Below are 15,662 nucleotides of genomic sequence, written 5' to 3' on the forward strand. Positions count from 1 at the left end.
GACTGCCGGCAAGCAATGAGGGGCTCGCTCGTCTCCGTACCCCCTCGTGGCACCCCTGCGACTCCGCCGGCACCCCGAACACGTGACACATGCAGTAGGAAGGCGCCGACATACACGCTCAGTCCTTCATGTAAGTTAGGGGCAACTCCAGTCGAGGCGACCCCCCATGCCGAACCTTTGTGAACATTGCGGGCAAAGCAACCGCGCAAGCGCGATGTTCTGCATTGGGTGTGCGGGGAAGCTGCCCGGCTTCGAGTCATCCGGCCCCTCCGCACTTGAGGCGATGAAGGCGTTGTCGACGCGAATCCCCAGTGCTACATCCAATGGCGAGATGGAGCCAAGTCAAGGGGAACCCTTGCTGCCATCCGAGACGAAGGTGTTCTGGTTGCAACTCGGAGCGGCCGGCATGGCCATGTCGATCGGCTTCATGGCCTGGTTTCTGCACGCTACGGCGAAGCCATCCGCCCCTTCGGGCGGCAATTTGATGCAGTCGCCCCAAGCGACCGCGCCACAGTTAGCAACCAAAGATTTCGTAGCGGTCGCGCCACGACGCTCATCGTCGCCTCCCGTCCCAGCGCCAGACCCCGCGCCGGCGCCCAGAGCAGCAGTCAGGTCGCTGCCTGCTCCGGTCGGCAAAGCGCCGCTCGTCAAATCCGCGGCGGCGACCAGCCTCGCTTTGCCGCGCGAGTCGAGTCCCGATCCCCAGGTGCGCGCTGTGAAGGATTTCTATCGCGCGCTGTCCGCGGCGGATGGCAGGACCGCGGCAGCTTTCGTCGTCCCTGCAAAGCGCGGCCTCGGCGCGTTCAACGAAGCCAATATGTCAAGGTTCTATGGCTCCTTCGAACGGCCGCTTCTCATTCGGTCGATCCGCCCCATAGATGCCAGCGTAGTCGAGGCAAAGTACAGCTATCGAATTTCCAGGACAACGTGCGAAGGAACCGCGTTCGTTGAAACCGAGCGAGTCGGCGGGGCAACCTTGATACGGCGCATTCGCGCCAATTGCTAGCTGCATCGCGATCACTGCAGATCTCGAGTCCATGCCTGACGGTCTGCGCGCGCAACCTGAAGGAGCACAAGATGTCAACAATACCCGGCAGGCGGTGGCGAGCGACACATCTCAGCCGCAAGACCACCTGGCCGAGCGCGTGAGCATCGCGTGCGACGCGGCGAAGGACGCATTGAAACCTGTTCAGGAGTTGGCGCGCTAGCCGAACGCGCCGGCGACAACGAGATTGCCATCCGCGCCACCCTGCCGCGCCTCAAGGCCCTCTGCCGCGGGGACTGGATGGCCGGCCATCCGGACATCACTCCCGAGAAGCTCAGGGAAAGACGGGCGCCGGCGAGGCGTGAGGCGCACCTCGAGGGCAACGCCGACCCCGGTGACGCCGGCGACCGCGATACGCTACGACCGTTGAGTAGCACGGCTCGCTGCTGGTCTTTCTCAACTTCAACGGCTATGCAGGTCGGGTCTGCAACCGCCGCGAGATCGACATCGCGTTGGACGCGCCCTTGCCTTGGGGTCCACCCTCCCCTAGGTCTGAAAATACCCGTTTTCAGAACTACAGAACCGCGTCAACACCGGCGACCGCGCGGGTAACGTTCTAGCGCACCCTCCTGGGCAGGCTTTCTGTCGTTCAACTGTGCTGCCAGCAGGTCGACCCGCGTTCGCGTCGCCGGGTCAGAAAACGCCTGCTTCGTAGCGAATGCTAAAGCGTCACCGCACCTCGCGGTCGGGCGTGAGCAGGTGCTCGTGCATCGACGTGGCCCCTCACGGCGAGAATCGTTGAGACTTTGCGTTGGACCCAACATGACCCTCCTCAACTCCTTGCGCGGCGACGTTTGGAAGACCATCACTTTCCGGCACAGCAGCATCACGATCTATCGGCAAGGATCGTGGTTCGGAGGCGCGCTGGCCGCAGGATTGATGTTGTTCTTGTACTTGCCCCAATACTGGGAAGGGGTCGAAACACCCTGGCTTCACCTTCTGCTGGTCGCCGGTGGAACCTACATCGCTCATTTGCTGTCGTTCTCCATTCGCCACCATATGGGAACACATTGAGAGTCCGACGGTCTCCCCCGTCAGGAAGTGCCGACGGGACCTACGGATCTAACCCTATCAACAGCAGCAGTTCGTCAGGTCTTCATTGGTCATCACAGTTTTCCGTGATCGACAGGAGGGTGATGTAGCGGGTACGCTGACACAATTGACATTTCGTTGCGCCTCTAGGTGCCTGAAGCCATGCACGAGCCTTCCATGCACCGCGCCTGTGCTGCCGTCGCGCCACTTTCGACTTTGCACTCACACCGTCTCGCTTGCATACTTGTGCTGAGCGTGTCGCTCACCCTCGCAGCCTGCGGCGGCGGGGGCAGTGGGGGCTCCTTGGCAGCTCTCCCGCCACCGGCGGCGGCCACATCAGGAAATTCCACTACGGGAGACCAGACGACGCCCGCACCTCCCCCATCCGTGCACCAACCAGCCACTTCCCACGCAGTCGGAGGTTCAGTCAGCGGTCTCACAGGCACCTTGGTGCTCCAGAACAATGAAGGCGACGACCTGAAGCTATCGGTCGACGGCAAGTTCACCTTTGCCGCTGCGCTCGCTGACGGCTTGGCCTACGAGGTCAGCGTGCGCACCCAGCCCCTGTGGCAGTTCTGCACCGTGACCCAGGGCAGCGGCAAGGCCTCGGCCGCCGTCATCGACGTGGCGGTCGCCTGCTCGGCGGCTGCGGCACAGGTGTCCACGTTTGCCGGGTCCGGCACCATCGGCTCGGTCAACGGCAACGGAACGGCCGCATCGTTCTACCTGCCATACAGCGTGGTCGTCGACAAGAACGGCAGCCTGCTCGTGTCGGATACGGCGACGAACCTCGTGCGCAAGATCTCGCCCGCTGGCGACGTCACGACATTTGCGGGTGGCAGCAGCGGTACTTCGCAAGATGGCAACGGCACGGCAGCCTCGTTCTCGGGCCTGTCCGGTCTTGCGTTGGACCCCACGGGCAATGCCTATGCTGCGGAATTCGGCGGCAACCGCATCCGCAAGATCACACCCGCGGCCGACGTGACCACGCTCGCGGGCAATGGCTCTATCGGCTCGCTCGATGGCCACGGCAGTTCTGCCACGTTCAATACCCCCTCGTCGGTGGCCACGGATGTCGACGGCAACATCTACGTGCTCGAATTCATCGGCGCTGTTGTCCGCAAGGTCACGCCTGCCGGGAACGTCACCACGCTGGCCGGCTCGGGTATCGCAGGCTTTGCCGACGGCACGGGGGCTGCGGTATCTTTCGGGCAGGCCTATGGCATAGCGACCGACGCTGTCGGCAACGTCTACGTTGCCGACAGCAGCAACAACCGGATCCGAAAGATCACGCCCGGTGGCGTGGTCACGACGCTGGCCGGCTCAGGCCAGATCGGCGCGACCGACGGGGCCGGCAGTTCGGCATCTTTCAGTATGCCAGGCGGCCTGACGGTGGACAGCGACGGCAACGTCTACGTGGCCGACACAGGCAACAGCCTGCTGCGCAAAATCACGCCTGCAGGCGTGGTCTCCACGCTCGCCGGCCAGCCCGGTGTGCTGGGCGCGCAGAACGGCATCGGTGCGGCCGCCACATTCAAGCAACCTTATGGGGTGACGGTGGATGCCGTCGGCAATCTGTATGTGGCCGATACCTTTGGCAACCTGATTCGCAAGATAACGCCAATCCCTGCTCCCTGAGTTGCACTTGACGGCCGCAGCGCTGGAAAAATTCCTCGTGGTCCGCTCCGCAGGCAAGCTCACAAATGTCAGCCTCGGAGGAAGGGGACAGCCGCAACGGGCCGAGGCCGTGTGCAATCGGTTGACTTGCAGTGTGCAAGACATGACCGCGAACGCGACGAGGAGGCCAAGAGCGACTTATTCAGTACGCGGCGCGTAGCGATTGCGCCCGGGGTCGGTCGAATTGATCGTTGGAAGGCCTTGAGAGGCTCACGCCTTCAAGTTCCGGGAGGCCATCGGCTGGCCTTGGTCAGGCCGCATGCCGAGCGCAAGGGGGTCGAGGTTCTCACGCAACTTGCCGACGCCGGCGCCGTGGTTTCTGCGGATCGAACGCAAATCCAACAAGTCATTCTGAACTTCCTCGCGAATGCGATCGAGGCGATGGAACCCAACGAATCACATCCTAGAGAGTTGCTGGTCAGCTCCCGGCGCAAGCATGCCCTGCCCAGCTTCTTCGGCACGGCGAATGCGAGGAAGAATATCAAGCCTCCGGGGCCGGGATGTTGATCCGCGTCGGATGCTCCTTCTTCAGGTGCTGCTGAAGGATGATGTTCGCCTTCTGAATCTGCTCCAGCATACTGACCACCGCTTCGCGCCCGGCTTGCAATTCGCCGACCAGGCCGCTCCAGACAGCGCGTCCCAGCGCATCGACCCCGGTCTTGTGGCCCAGCCACGCGGACAGGTCGTTAATCCGCAGCGCCGCTTCGTCGGTCGACTTCGCACGCAGGTGGACTTGATGCCGTTGGCGATCTCGGTGCGCAGATGGTCCATGCCCGTCTACTCGGCATCGCGAGCACCATCAACATTCCTATTCGCCGGGAACACACAGCCAATGCCAGCGCACAACGCGCTGCCCGCAGTAGCGCGCTGTGACGCGCGCAGCCAATTCCGCCCGACCGTTGCGATCCCATTGCCGGTCCAACCAAACAATCGCCTCATAAAGCTCGCTGGGATCGGCTGACGTGTCGTACCTGTCCAGCAGTGCATTGGCGAGCGTCCAGTTCGAAAGCTCATTGCCGCTTCCGGCTTCGTCGCGCAACAGGTCGAGCTCGCGCGGGCCGGCGGGAGCAAGTGAGGGGGGCCTGGATGTCTGTTCGGAACGCTGGGGCCCTGCCCGTTGCGCGGGCGGAGCCTGCATGGCCAGCACCAGCATCGCACCCATAAGCGTCCCGGCCACGAAGAAGCCGGCCCGTTGGGTCCTGGGTGATACTTTCCAAAGTCCGAGCGCGTTTTGCGCCGGTTCACCCAACCGTTGAAATTTGCCACTGATCATGCGAAAAGTTGGTCCCGATTCTGTTGGCGCCCGAAGTTAGGCCTCTGTTCTCGCCGACGCATCATCCGAACAGATGAGCATCGGTGAACTTCAAATCGGTGGAACTGACGGACGAAGGCTTCGTTCACCTCGCTGTGAGCGAAGTCGAAGCCTGCGAGGTCTCGGTAGACGGGAAGCGTGCCAGCTTCAGGTGGTTAGCCACTGAGCGCACCTCGCTTCGGCCGTCTCGGCCTTGAGCAACTGCGAGAGCACCGGCTGCGCGGACTCGAAGGCTGGCGAGCCCTGCTCGGCAAGCTCGGCCACGGTCAGGTGGCGCTTCCCGGACCCGATTACGACCCCGAATTCGGAACTGCGTCCACGCCTTGCGCGATGCAATCAGTCGCTGGACGACTGCAGCCGTGACGCGCGGCGCCAGCGAAGCTGCCGCCCGCGCGAACATCGCCCGCCAGATTCAGACTTTGCGGGCCCCGCCATCAACGACGTGTCTTTTTCTTCGCCGCAGAGACGGCAGATCTGCCGCTCCAGAAGTCCACGACCTGCCGCACTGCCTCTGATTGCGCTGCGCCGATCTGCCGCTTGGCAGCGCTGGTGGCCTGGCCGCGAGCCGAGCCAGTCGCCTTGTTGGCAGCGCTAAGCCACATGCTCATCAGCGGATTCTTCTTTGTCCAAGGGTTGCTCATATGACCTCTGTGTTCGACCGAGGGCCGATGAGGAACCATGGAACCGCCGTAAATGTGGCGGTGCAGCATTTGCGCTCGAATTTAGGACCCCTTCGTCCTACACGTCGCGTGCGAATGCCCTGGCCCCTCCAGCGGGCCGGCCTGGGCTTTCCACCCCGAGTGTTAAGGTAACGGTAGATGCGCGAATGCGGTACGCGTGCCGAAGTTTCAGCCCGCCTTGCAGCCCCACACGCAACCCGGAGGGCCATGCGCGAAGAGCCTGATCGCCGACCACCAAGGCGAGTTCGGCGTGAAGCAGCAGCGTACTTCAGTGCCTGCTCGCCGACCGGGCTGCCGTGATTGGCTCATAGTTCGTGGAGCTTGCGCCTCGCCTGCGACATGCAACCGGCCTCGGTGACGCCGAGTCGAAGCACGCCTTGTAGCCACTGAAGTCGTCGCGCGCAAGCGTGCCGCGCCGGCCATGTTCGCCCGGCCGCCCGGAGGAAGGCGCGAGCGTGCCGGCCGCCCCGGCCGTCGGCGAAGTCGAACACCACCACGCCCAGCACGCCTGTAGCTCGTCGTATAGTAGCCCCAGAGGCACGTGCGGTGTGACTTGCCGTTGCCGGTTTGAGCATCGCCACGGGCGTCTCGTCGGCATGCAGCACGCGGTCTTCAAGCATCTCGCGCTTGTGCGCATCGACCAACGGCTGCAGCTGCACTCGCACTGCCCAGTCCCAGCTAGCCAGCGTCGAGCGCGAGATGGCGAGGCCAGCGCGACCGAAGATGGCTTCCTGCCTGTACAGATGGCATGGTCGTCCCGCCTCTTAGCCGTCGATGCATACGAGCCACTCAGCCGGACCCGCGCCAATGCGGCTTTGGCTCGGGGTAGCCTTAGCTGGGGCGGGTCGCGCTGGCACTCCTCTTAGGGTTGGCGTTGTCCAGGCGCCGCTCGAGATCGCCCTTGCAAGCGATGTCCGTATGCTGCCGACCCTGAGCGGCCAGACGCGATGGTGTAGAGCACGGCATCGACGCCTTTGAGGCGACTATATCGCTCATCCTTCCTTGCCAAGAACTGAGCCACCGACTGCCAGGTCCGAGGTTGATGCCGGCCCACCGCAACGTCCTGCTTGCGAAGCTCTCCTGGCCCAACGATGCGTCCGCCTTCCGCTCGCCGGTCGTCTGGAAAGCCTGCCGTACAGAGCCGCGTGCGGCTTCAAAAGAAGCTCGCTATTCAGAGCGGCCGCCTCAGTCTTCACGAGGGCTTTGAGTTCCTGTTCCGCCTCGATGTGGGCGACGGCGCGCCGCTGTCGCATGGCCACCTCCGGCTTCGCGGAAAAGTCGTGTGTCTGAGCGCGCTCGATGGTCGCCGGGCGCGTGGCCGCTCTGGGTGGTCAGGAGGATCTCGCTGCCGCAGATGAAGTGCACCCAAGCGGGCACGAGCGACGCCCGAGACCGAGCATTCGTCGGTCAGGGCGAAGGCGGAGTAGAGCTTGGCCACTGCGCGCTCCAGCAGCCCCTCGGGGTGTGTCGCCCCGACTAGGAAGGTCAAGTTCGAGCGGCGGTGCAGCTTGGCAACGGGAGGCGGCTCGAAAATACTGGATATAACTCTACGTTGCACCGTCCGCCAGTTGCGCTTTTTTTGACGCGTTCGCGGCTCGCCTCTCCGATGTCGGGTTTTCGGTGCTTGAGGCGCGGTGCGGGAAGTTGCTTGGCAGGCGATGTCGCCCTGGCGGCGGCAGGGCTGCCTACATGTGCGCGCGCGGTTCGATGACGGCTGCCCGCCCGCATGGGTTTAGGCTAAGCAGCACGAGAGTCCAATGGAGAACAGCATGCCGGCGAACGCACGAGTCAAGGGAAGCGTCGAATACAGAGCCGGGGACGGCCCGTTGATCACCATCCCCGAAGGACCCTTGGAGGCTCAAGTCGGCGCTGACAGCGTCGTACTGAGCTGGGGCGATGCCGGCAACCCGCAGATCGCGGCGATGCCACTTGACGTGTATCAGCGCTACGTCAAGGACGGGCTGATAGTGATGGAGCGGTAGCACGCGATTCGAGCAGCGTCCGCAACTGATCCAGTGCCACCGCTGCGGTCGGACTCTCACCGCGCGCGACCTCGATCCCGCTCAGTCCGGGCAGGTTGGGCAGGCCATGCAGGACGATGTAAGCAGGACCAACGTCGGGCCCTCGCGTGTTGACCGCCCCCGATGCGACGCGCAATTTGTCGGGAGAATTCGCGCCGTCTGCTCGCCATGCAATTGCACGCCAATAGCATTGCAATTGCAAATGTGGAATGTTTCCCATGACCGCCGCCGCCACCAAACCTGCCCCACCGACCGCCGCCGGCGTCGTGGCCAAGGCCTTCGAAAGCGTGTTCGCCCATGCCTTCTCGCGCGGGAAGGACGATTTCCGTGGAGAGGGAACGCGCTTCTTCCACGTCAGTGAAACGGCCTGGGGACTGAATCGAGGCGTTGCCGCGCACTACGCGTCGTGGAGCGTGCCTGCTCGCTGCTTGGACGAGTGGTTCGAGGCATCGCGACTTCCGCGCAAGAAAGACCTCCTCACGGCCCTCAGCGTCAATGCGTCGACGCTTTCGCGCACGCGCCCCGAGACGCCCCTGGAGCCCGGCGTCACCGAGCGCCTGTTCCGCCAGTCGGACCTGTTGGTTCGGGCGGCCGAAGTGTTTGGGGAGCAGGGCCCGACCTGGATGACCAAGCCCCATCCCCTGCTCGACGGAAAGACGCCCATCGAGTTCGCGACGAACGAATATGGCGGCGAGAAGGTGCGCGCGATCCTCAACGCAATCGAGCACGGGGGCGTCGTTTGACGCTGTCGGTCTGGCGCATCTGCACGACCAAGTGCCTGCGGTGCGACCAACTCAGCTACGGCTCGACGCTGTCACCGGGGCGGTGGCACTTGCCGTCCCCGGACGGGCTGCCTGTGATCTACGCGGGGGGCAGTCGCGCGATCTGTCAACTCGAGAAGCGCGTCCATTGCAACGGCGTGAAGCCGATCGGCCAAGCCCTGATTCGCCTCGATCTGCCCGACGGCGCAGACCTGCAGGATGTTCGCGATGACCTTCCCGCGGACTGGATCGAACAAGAAGCGCTCACCCAATCGATCGGCGTGGCCTAGCGCAAGGCTGGAGGGGCACTCGGCCTATGGGTTCCGTCGGCCGTTGAACCGAGCGAGAGCAACATCGTTCTGAACCCCGATCACGCGGCATTCCAGCAGGTGGCGGTCACGGTCGAGCGCAAACCATTCGAGTTCGACGCCGAATGTTTCCTTGAGTTGGCCCTGAGCATGAAAATCGTTCAGAACTCGCCCTTCGGCATCGTTGCGCCCGCAAGCACCTCGCCGGAGGTGGTGAATCAGGTCCACGACGCTCCACGCAAGCGATGGAAGAGCCCCGGCTACGTGGTCGCGCTGCGCCCGCGTCAACGCTGGCGGCGGGCCTCACGAGAGGGACAACTAAGGCCGCTAGCCAAGCTCGAAGCTGGTGATGCCGTAGGCTAGCCTCAGTTCAGACCTGGCACCGGACCCGCGTACATGCGCGCGGTCTCGAAGACGCTGCGCAGGCCCTACACCCTCGCGAGGGCCACGGCCGCGGCGTTGGGCAGGGGCACGTCGAGGTATACGGTGTCGCCGGCCGGTACGGCTGCGCGCAGCGCAGCGTACCGCGCGCTCGCGATCTCGGGCGTCTCGGCCAGCAGTGGGCGGCAAAAATGCTCAATTACCAACTGCGCGAGCCTTACTGGGTCGGCCAGTCGCGCAAGGTGGCGTGAGAATGGCCGTGCATGTCGAACTGCCCCCGGAAATCTGCAAGCCGCGCTATCGCACGCGCCAGTTTATGGGCGACGAAGTCATCCCACTGAAGCACGACGAGCGCTAGAGTTCGCACGGCCCAACGCAAGCCTTTCGGCAAGAGATGATCTCTCGCGCGCGCGAGTTCGGGCCTCTGCACACCGAAATCAGCTGCGCTCTTGGCAAATCAACGATCAAGGCCAGGCTGCGGCGCCGGGCGAAAACCACCGGCATGTCCTTGGCGCGCAGGTCCACCTCATACACGCACAGGCTCCCCGGCTATGACCTGAGCCCGCCGCGGCAGCACGGGGCCAATCGCAACGCAGGCACGCAGCAAGCCTGCGATAGTTGCAGCAACCCAGGGACCCCAAAGCACACGCTCGGACGATGCGCAAGCAATCTCGTCGAACCCATGCTTCGCTGATCTGGCTGAAGGTCGCAGCGATGTCGTCCCTGGCGAGCGACAGGTGCGCGGCAAGCCAGCCTTCGACCGCGCCTTTGGTCCAGGCCTTCGCCTGTTCGACCTCACGCCACGTTGTCAGTCGCCGCCTGGGTAGGTTACCGCAAGCAAAAGACGGCGAGGAAAGCCGAAATGGATGCCAAGGTTCGATCGCGAACCCCGTGGAAACAACAACTTTCAGACACTTTGAGCAAAAAAGTTCCGCACAGATGAGCAACCAGTTCCAGATGGCCCTCGGCGCCAAGCAGCGCCGCTGAGCCGGGGAGAGGCATCTCTTCCAGGGACGTCGCCTCCTCTCGGAGGTTGACCGTGAGCGCAGGGCCACGCGCCAAGCGGGCGCCGAACTCGCCAACGAGAAAAAGGCCGGCTGCGGACACCGAGACAGCTCGTTCGGTTCTGGCCACTGCGCAGCAGGCGCTATGGTGCCGCTTCGCGAGCGCGTTGCCGGTGCAGAACAGCGCACAACCAATCTCGCCTCACAGCTTCAGCGCCTCCAGGCGCAGTCAGGACGCGAGATCACCCTGATCCCGGAGAACCATGCGTCGACCAACGCCGCACTCCGCCAACCAGAGGCCCCTATCGCGACAGGCGAAACGGCGTCCTTCATCCGCGGCAGTAGATCTCCCAAGTAGATGCCTCCGAGTTCCTCATCGAAGCGCAGCAAACGGGCGCAACTGAAGGGCGACGCCCTGGTGAATGGATCGGTGCGAATTGCGACGCCGATGGCCAAATTGTGCTCAGCGCGGGAGTGCGGCTGACCCGAGTGGCTTGTGTCCGACGACTTCAGTGTCGTAAGAAATTCTCAAAGGTGTTGACTCGGTTGGTTGCGAGGCATAGGTTCCATGGCGTGGCTTGCCAAGCCGAGGAGATGAATCCATGGCTCAACCTCCGCTTCGTGCCCTTGCGCCAGTGATGGTGGCTGCTCTCGTTGTCAGCCACGGGGGCTACGTCCTCGCCCAACATCCATCGGTGTGTACCGTCGAGGTGTACGGCGACTCGATCATGGCCTCCAACGGCTCGAACGAAACGCCCGTCGCAACGCTGCAGCGCATCCGGCCCAATTTGCGGGTCCTCGCCGATCATTCGGTTGGTGGCATGCCGCTTCACACCGTCGCGACGTACTTTCCCTATCTGACAATTGCAGCGCACTTCGTCATCATTCAGAACGGTGTGATCGATGCGTGGCAAGGCGAGAACATCAACACGGTGATGTACGACTACACGTCCATCGTCCGCAGGGTGCGGGATGAGGGGCGGATCCCAGTGTTGACGGGCTTTCCTCACCAGGTCTCGGGCGTACTCTCCTCCTACAACCTCCGATTTCGGGACTTTTATGACTCCGTCATTCGCGCGGTGGCCCTCAATGCGAACGTCGCGTTTGCCGACTGGGATTCGGTCCCGTTCTACGGCGCCGTGGACCTGCTCGACACGGTGCATCCGAATCGGGAATACAGCCACAGGCTCATCGGACGACTCGCGCAGACCCTGGACGCGATCGCGCCAGGCTGTACGGCCATTCTGGTGCCGCCAGCCTGAAGGGCGCGGCTCTTCCTGCCGCCAGTACTATCGATGCCTGATCCGATCCGGGTGTGCCACTGGTCCGACGGGGGACTGGAGCCAGCCGGCGATCTGGTCGGCTGCGCTGACGTAAAGGCGGCGTCGAGTAACTAGTCGCTGAAAGAAGCCGAAGAGCGCTCAACTCGCCAAGCAACGACGCTTCTATCGGGGCTTGGTCGCGACCGCACGATCACGCGTAAGTCGATGCCGAATTCGTCAAGGAGCGAGAAGCCCACGCTGTCGGAGAGGCCTGCGGAGCTGGCGCTCGCAGGTGCTTGCGGCTGGTGTGCGAGACACGCGTGCGCCCGGCTATCTCTCGGATGAACAGTTGCTCACGCAAGCCCGACGCTGATGACGCTCCGCGTCGCCAGGTCAATCACGCCGGTGCTCATGCCAACAAAAGCAGAGGCTCAGTTTCTTGCGCGGGTCAGATTTAGATGGAAATCGCCCGGCCCAATGGGTCCGCTTTGCCGCCGACGAGGCGATCAAGCGCCGGAACCACCGTCCGGTCCTGTCCCACCGACAATGCAGCCGGCGGCCATCGCTTTCACGGCGTGCACGGCAATGCCGTCATGATCGTGGGGCCCTTGAGGCTTCATTCGTCGAACGGTTCCTGCAGCGATCAAGGCGGTCACCACAGATCGCAATCGATGCGGCTCCTGGGTCAGCGTGCAGGAGAGATCGTCAGGCATCAGGACCGCGTACCCGCCCGCTTGCAGGCTCCTGCGCCATAGCCTCTACGCGTCGGAGTTCGCTGACACGCTTCCAGGGCTCTCGGCGCCTCGTTCAGCGCCGACGAGATCATGAAGCTCGTGCGATCGCCAGACCCTCTGTCGGCGCACTGTCCCACAGTCGCCGCGGGGGGTTGGGCGCAGCCTCCTTTTCAGCGGCAAGCCCAGAACACCTCGACGTCTGCCCGCATCCTTTTCAACCGGATTCATTCAATGAACACCGCCAGTGTGCAGCGCACCGTCTTCTTCATCCTGCTCACAGCCGTGACCCTCGGATTCCTGTGGATCCTGCAACCGTTCTTTGGCGCAGTGATGTGGGCCGTCGCCCTGGCCATTCTCTTCAGTCCGTTGTACAGGTGGTTCAGCAAAGCGATGGGCCGGCGCAAGTCCCTTGCCGCATTCGTGACGCTGCTCCTATGCACGGTCGTCGTCGTGTTGCCTCTCGCTGCGGTCGGCGCATCCCTGGTGCAGGACATCATGGTGTTGAGCGACAGGATCCAGACGGGCCAACTGAACTTTGCCGCCTATTTCGAACGGATCGTCGCTGCCTCTCCACGTTGGCTGACGAACCTGATGAACCGCTTCGGCCTTGGCGACATGAGGGGTATCCAGTTGCGTATCGAAGGCGTCGCGGCCCAGGGCAGTCAGTTGATCGCAGCGCGGGCGCTCAGCGTTGGCCAAAACACGTTCGAGTTTGTGGTCAGCTTCGGCGTCATGCTTTACCTGCTTTTCTTCTTGCTGCGCGACGGCGCGGAACTGTCGAAGATCGTGCGTGACACCTTTCCCCTGGCTAAGCCCCACACGCACTACTTGTTGAACAAGTTCACCACCGTGACCCGAGCCACCATCAAGGGAAACGTGGCAGTGGCCGTTGTGCAAGGGGGACTGGGCGGCTTGGCCTTCTGGTTCCTGGGTGTTCAGGGGGCGCTCGTCTGGGGCGTCCTCATGGCGTTCCTGTCGCTGCTGCCCGCGATTGGCGCGGCCCTGATCTGGCTGCCGGTGGCGCTGTATTTGCTGGCGGTCGGATCGATACTCAAGGGCGTCGGGCTGATCGCCTTCTGTGCGGTGGTGATCGGTTTGGTGGACAATTTCCTGCGCCCCCAACTGGTCGGCAAGGAAACCCAGATGCCCGACTACATCGTCTTGATGTCCACTATCGGGGGAATGGCCATCTTCGGCATCAACGGTTTCGTCCTTGGCCCCATCATTGCAGCGCTCTTCATGACCGCCTGGTCGCTGTTCGCCGACATGAGGCAAGCAGACCTGGAGGCGGACCTGCTCGCCCAGCCATCCACTTCCGATCTGCCCGATGCGGGGGCGCTCGCGCCGCTCATCGAGGCTCCCGAGGACTGCATGGTGGTCACGGTGCAGGGACCCATGGCCACTGAGATGCCATTGGTGCCGCAGCCGTACAAACTTTACCGCGTCACGCCCAAGCCGTCAGGGGCATGAGCACCGATGCGGACCGACCGCAGCGAAGGCGATCGTAGATGCGGGCGCCCTGCGGCCCGTTCCCGATCGAACGCCGAATGATGGACATCCTTGGCGTGGGGACAAAATAGGCCCATGGCTCACTCCTCGTCCGCTGACGGCACCCCTGCCACCCTGCGGCTTCCCGCCTGGCTGCAACGGGCGGTGGATCGTCTGGCGAGCGACCTTCTCCGTCCGCCCGGATCGCCGCCCATGGATTTCACGCTGCCCCCGGGAGAGCCGGCCCTGGCGCCGCACGACTCGGTCTCCTGGAAAGTCTTCAAGAATCCGATCGCGACCTTCGTCGGCGGCGTGGCCGCCGTGATCCTGGAACTCGCCGAGCCTCGGGTGCGCACTGGCGTCTGGGCACACTCCTCGTTTCGCACGCGGCCGATGCAGCGATTGCAACGAACGGGCCTGGCCGCGATGGTGACCGTGTACGGGGCCCAAGGCACGGCCGAAGAGATGATCGCCCACGTGGTGCGACGGCATGGCCAGGTGACGGGGTTCACGCCCTCCGGCGAGGCCTACAGTGCCAACGATGTCGATCTGCTGACCTGGGTACAGGCAACCGCCAGTTTCGGTTTCGTCGAGGCCTATCACGCCTACGTTCGCCCGCTGCCGCGCGAGCAGTTCGATCGCTTCTACCTCGAGGGCCGGGCCGCGGCACGGTTTTATGGGGCCATCGATGCGCCCGCTTCCGAGGCCCACATGCGGACGCTGTTCGACAGCATGCGCGGCCGACTCGAGGCGTCCCCGATCGTGTTCGAATTTCTGGACATCCTGCGCCAGGCGCCGATTCTTCCGACGCCGCTGCGCCCGATGCAACGGCTGCTCGTTCGTGCCGCCGTGGAGATCACGCCGGCGTGGGTGCGGGAGCGCCTGGGGCTGAAGCGCGGGTTGGGATTGAGCGCCGTCGAGAGGCGCTTCGTGCGCTGGGCAGGCCGGTTCGCCGATCGCATCATGCTGGGCGACAGCCCGGCGGTGCAGGCCTGTCAGCGACTGGGCCTGCCCGCCGACTATCTCTACCGGGCGGACCCGTGAACAGGGATGACTGGTGGGATCTACAGGGCGCTATGCCACGCAGGACGATGGCGAATCGGTGCCCTGCGGCGAGTCCGCGCCTTCCTTGAGCACACCATTGACCTCGGCGCCGAAGATCAGCGTGGCAGCGCTGATGTAGAGGAACACCAAGGTAGCCACCAGGCCGGCGAAGCTGCCATAGACCAAGGCGAGCTTGCCGGCGGTGCGCAGCGTATAGGACAGCGTCGCAGCCGCCGCGATCCACAGCGCTGCGCCCACCACGGCGCCGGGGATCACCGTCGACAGCCGCTGCCGAACGTCCGGCAGCCAGCCGTACAGCACCGCATACAGGCAGCTCAGCGCGAGAAAAGCCGAGCCGTAGCGAACGCTGTTGCGAAGCCACGGAAGTTCCGGGCCCACGCCCACCTTCGCTTCCAGCACCCGCCACACTACCGGCAAGACGATCACCGAGCTGAAGACGACGAGCACACCGGCACCGACGATCACGGTGAACAGGGTGACCTTGATGCGCGCCTTCCAGAAAGGCAGGCCGCGCTGGATGCCATACGAGCGATTCAGGGCCGTACGCACGGCCTGCAGTCCCGAGGAAGCGGTCCAGAGCGTGGCGATGAAGCCCACCGCCAGCAAGGCCTGGTTGCGTTGCGCGAGCACCTGGTCGATCACCGGCTGCACCGCATCTCGCACCACCTGCGGCGCGAACTCCATGACACGGCCAGCCAGGGCCGCCGCATCACCCGGTTGGCCGAAGAATCCGGCGGCGGCGGACACCAGGATCAGCAGCGGAAACATCGCCCGCACAGACGAGAACGCGAGGCTGCCGGCCTGATTCGCGCTCTGGTGCAGGATGTAGTTGTGCAGGGCCCGAAGAGGGACCCGCAGGCCCGGCAAGGCCAGCACCGCTTGCCACATCCTG

At 63.9% G+C, this 15,662-nt stretch carries 16 protein-coding genes and 2 pseudogenes; 12 read left to right on the plus strand and 6 right to left on the minus strand.

Annotated features, from left to right (window positions below; all coding sequences use genetic code 11):
• Positions 1 to 166 precede the first annotated feature (166 nt).
• The 5 genes from QTI45_RS30245 (at position 167) to QTI45_RS30265 (ending at position 4,261) form a co-directional block, all read left to right on the plus strand.
• Positions 167 to 1,006, plus strand: a complete 840-nt coding sequence (locus QTI45_RS30245; protein WP_286656958.1) for a hypothetical protein — start codon at positions 167 to 169, stop codon at positions 1,004 to 1,006.
• Positions 1,007 to 1,037: 31 nt separating this feature from the next.
• Positions 1,038 to 1,208: a hypothetical protein gene (locus QTI45_RS30250; RefSeq protein WP_286656959.1), complete on the plus strand. Its 171-nt coding sequence runs from the start codon at positions 1,038 to 1,040 to the stop codon at positions 1,206 to 1,208.
• Between the two features lie 599 nt (positions 1,209 to 1,807).
• Positions 1,808 to 2,059: a hypothetical protein gene (locus tag QTI45_RS30255; protein WP_286656960.1), complete on the plus strand. Its 252-nt coding sequence runs from the start codon at positions 1,808 to 1,810 to the stop codon at positions 2,057 to 2,059.
• 468 nt (positions 2,060 to 2,527) lie between these two features.
• Positions 2,528 to 3,715, plus strand: a complete 1,188-nt coding sequence (locus QTI45_RS30260) for an NHL repeat-containing protein (RefSeq protein ID WP_286656961.1) — start codon at positions 2,528 to 2,530, stop codon at positions 3,713 to 3,715.
• A gap of 111 nt (positions 3,716 to 3,826) precedes the next feature.
• Positions 3,827 to 4,261, plus strand: coding sequence for a hypothetical protein (locus QTI45_RS30265; protein ID WP_286656962.1), 435 nt, complete (start codon positions 3,827 to 3,829; stop codon positions 4,259 to 4,261).
• Between the two features lie 301 nt (positions 4,262 to 4,562).
• On the opposite strand, the gene QTI45_RS30270 is transcribed toward QTI45_RS30265, so the two are convergent.
• From QTI45_RS30270 to QTI45_RS35385, 4 genes and pseudogenes are all read right to left on the minus strand, one after another.
• Positions 4,563 to 5,027, minus strand: a complete 465-nt coding sequence (locus tag QTI45_RS30270) for a hypothetical protein (RefSeq protein ID WP_286656963.1) — start codon at positions 5,025 to 5,027, stop codon at positions 4,563 to 4,565.
• 89 nt (positions 5,028 to 5,116) lie between these two features.
• Positions 5,117 to 5,330, minus strand: a pseudogene (locus QTI45_RS30275) (ATP-binding protein); the annotation flags it as partial.
• Positions 5,331 to 5,500: 170 nt separating this feature from the next.
• Positions 5,501 to 5,776: a hypothetical protein gene (locus tag QTI45_RS30280; RefSeq protein WP_286656964.1), complete on the minus strand. Its 276-nt coding sequence runs from the start codon at positions 5,774 to 5,776 to the stop codon at positions 5,501 to 5,503.
• Between the two features lie 293 nt (positions 5,777 to 6,069).
• A pseudogene (locus QTI45_RS35385) lies at positions 6,070 to 6,489 on the minus strand (IS66 family transposase); the annotation flags it as partial.
• Between the two features lie 1,014 nt (positions 6,490 to 7,503).
• Here QTI45_RS35385 and QTI45_RS30285 point away from each other — a divergent pair.
• The 3 genes from QTI45_RS30285 to QTI45_RS30295 all read left to right on the plus strand — a co-directional run bounded on the left by QTI45_RS30285 (position 7,504) and on the right by QTI45_RS30295 (position 8,818).
• The gene (locus tag QTI45_RS30285; RefSeq protein ID WP_286372467.1) at positions 7,504 to 7,728 is read left to right on the plus strand and encodes a hypothetical protein; all 225 of its coding nucleotides are present in this window, start codon (positions 7,504 to 7,506) and stop codon (positions 7,726 to 7,728) included.
• A 257-nt stretch (positions 7,729 to 7,985) separates the two neighbouring features.
• The gene (locus tag QTI45_RS30290; protein ID WP_286656965.1) at positions 7,986 to 8,510 is read left to right on the plus strand and encodes an MbcA/ParS/Xre antitoxin family protein; all 525 of its coding nucleotides are present in this window, start codon (positions 7,986 to 7,988) and stop codon (positions 8,508 to 8,510) included.
• Positions 8,507 to 8,818, plus strand: coding sequence for an RES family NAD+ phosphorylase (locus QTI45_RS30295; RefSeq protein ID WP_286656966.1), 312 nt, complete (start codon positions 8,507 to 8,509; stop codon positions 8,816 to 8,818). Before QTI45_RS30290 ends, QTI45_RS30295 begins: the two co-directional genes overlap by 4 nt.
• Before the next feature lie 24 nt (positions 8,819 to 8,842).
• Here QTI45_RS30295 and QTI45_RS30300 read toward each other — a convergent pair whose 3' ends face one another.
• Positions 8,843 to 9,064, minus strand: a complete 222-nt coding sequence (locus tag QTI45_RS30300; RefSeq protein WP_286656993.1) for a hypothetical protein — start codon at positions 9,062 to 9,064, stop codon at positions 8,843 to 8,845.
• 810 nt (positions 9,065 to 9,874) lie between these two features.
• Between QTI45_RS30300 and QTI45_RS30310 the strand changes: the two genes are divergently transcribed.
• The 4 genes from QTI45_RS30310 to QTI45_RS30325 all read left to right on the plus strand — a co-directional run bounded on the left by QTI45_RS30310 (position 9,875) and on the right by QTI45_RS30325 (position 14,749).
• Positions 9,875 to 10,204: a hypothetical protein gene (locus QTI45_RS30310; RefSeq protein ID WP_286656967.1), complete on the plus strand. Its 330-nt coding sequence runs from the start codon at positions 9,875 to 9,877 to the stop codon at positions 10,202 to 10,204.
• A 619-nt stretch (positions 10,205 to 10,823) separates the two neighbouring features.
• Entirely contained in the window at positions 10,824 to 11,483 is a 660-nt protein-coding gene (locus QTI45_RS30315) for an SGNH/GDSL hydrolase family protein (protein WP_286656968.1), read from the plus strand.
• A gap of 965 nt (positions 11,484 to 12,448) precedes the next feature.
• Entirely contained in the window at positions 12,449 to 13,687 is a 1,239-nt protein-coding gene (locus QTI45_RS30320) for an AI-2E family transporter (protein ID WP_286656969.1), read from the plus strand.
• A 231-nt stretch (positions 13,688 to 13,918) separates the two neighbouring features.
• Positions 13,919 to 14,749 (plus strand): oxygenase MpaB family protein, encoded by an 831-nt coding sequence (locus QTI45_RS30325; protein ID WP_286656970.1) that lies wholly within the window; start codon positions 13,919 to 13,921, stop codon positions 14,747 to 14,749.
• A 30-nt stretch (positions 14,750 to 14,779) separates the two neighbouring features.
• On the opposite strand, the gene QTI45_RS30330 is transcribed toward QTI45_RS30325, so the two are convergent.
• Entirely contained in the window at positions 14,780 to 15,658 is an 879-nt protein-coding gene (locus QTI45_RS30330; RefSeq protein ID WP_286656971.1) for a YihY/virulence factor BrkB family protein, read from the minus strand.
• Positions 15,659 to 15,662: the final 4 nt, after the last annotated feature.

This window comes from Variovorax saccharolyticus (assembly GCF_030316765.1).
In the GTDB taxonomy this organism is placed as follows: Bacteria; Pseudomonadota; Gammaproteobacteria; order Burkholderiales; family Burkholderiaceae_C; genus Variovorax; species Variovorax saccharolyticus.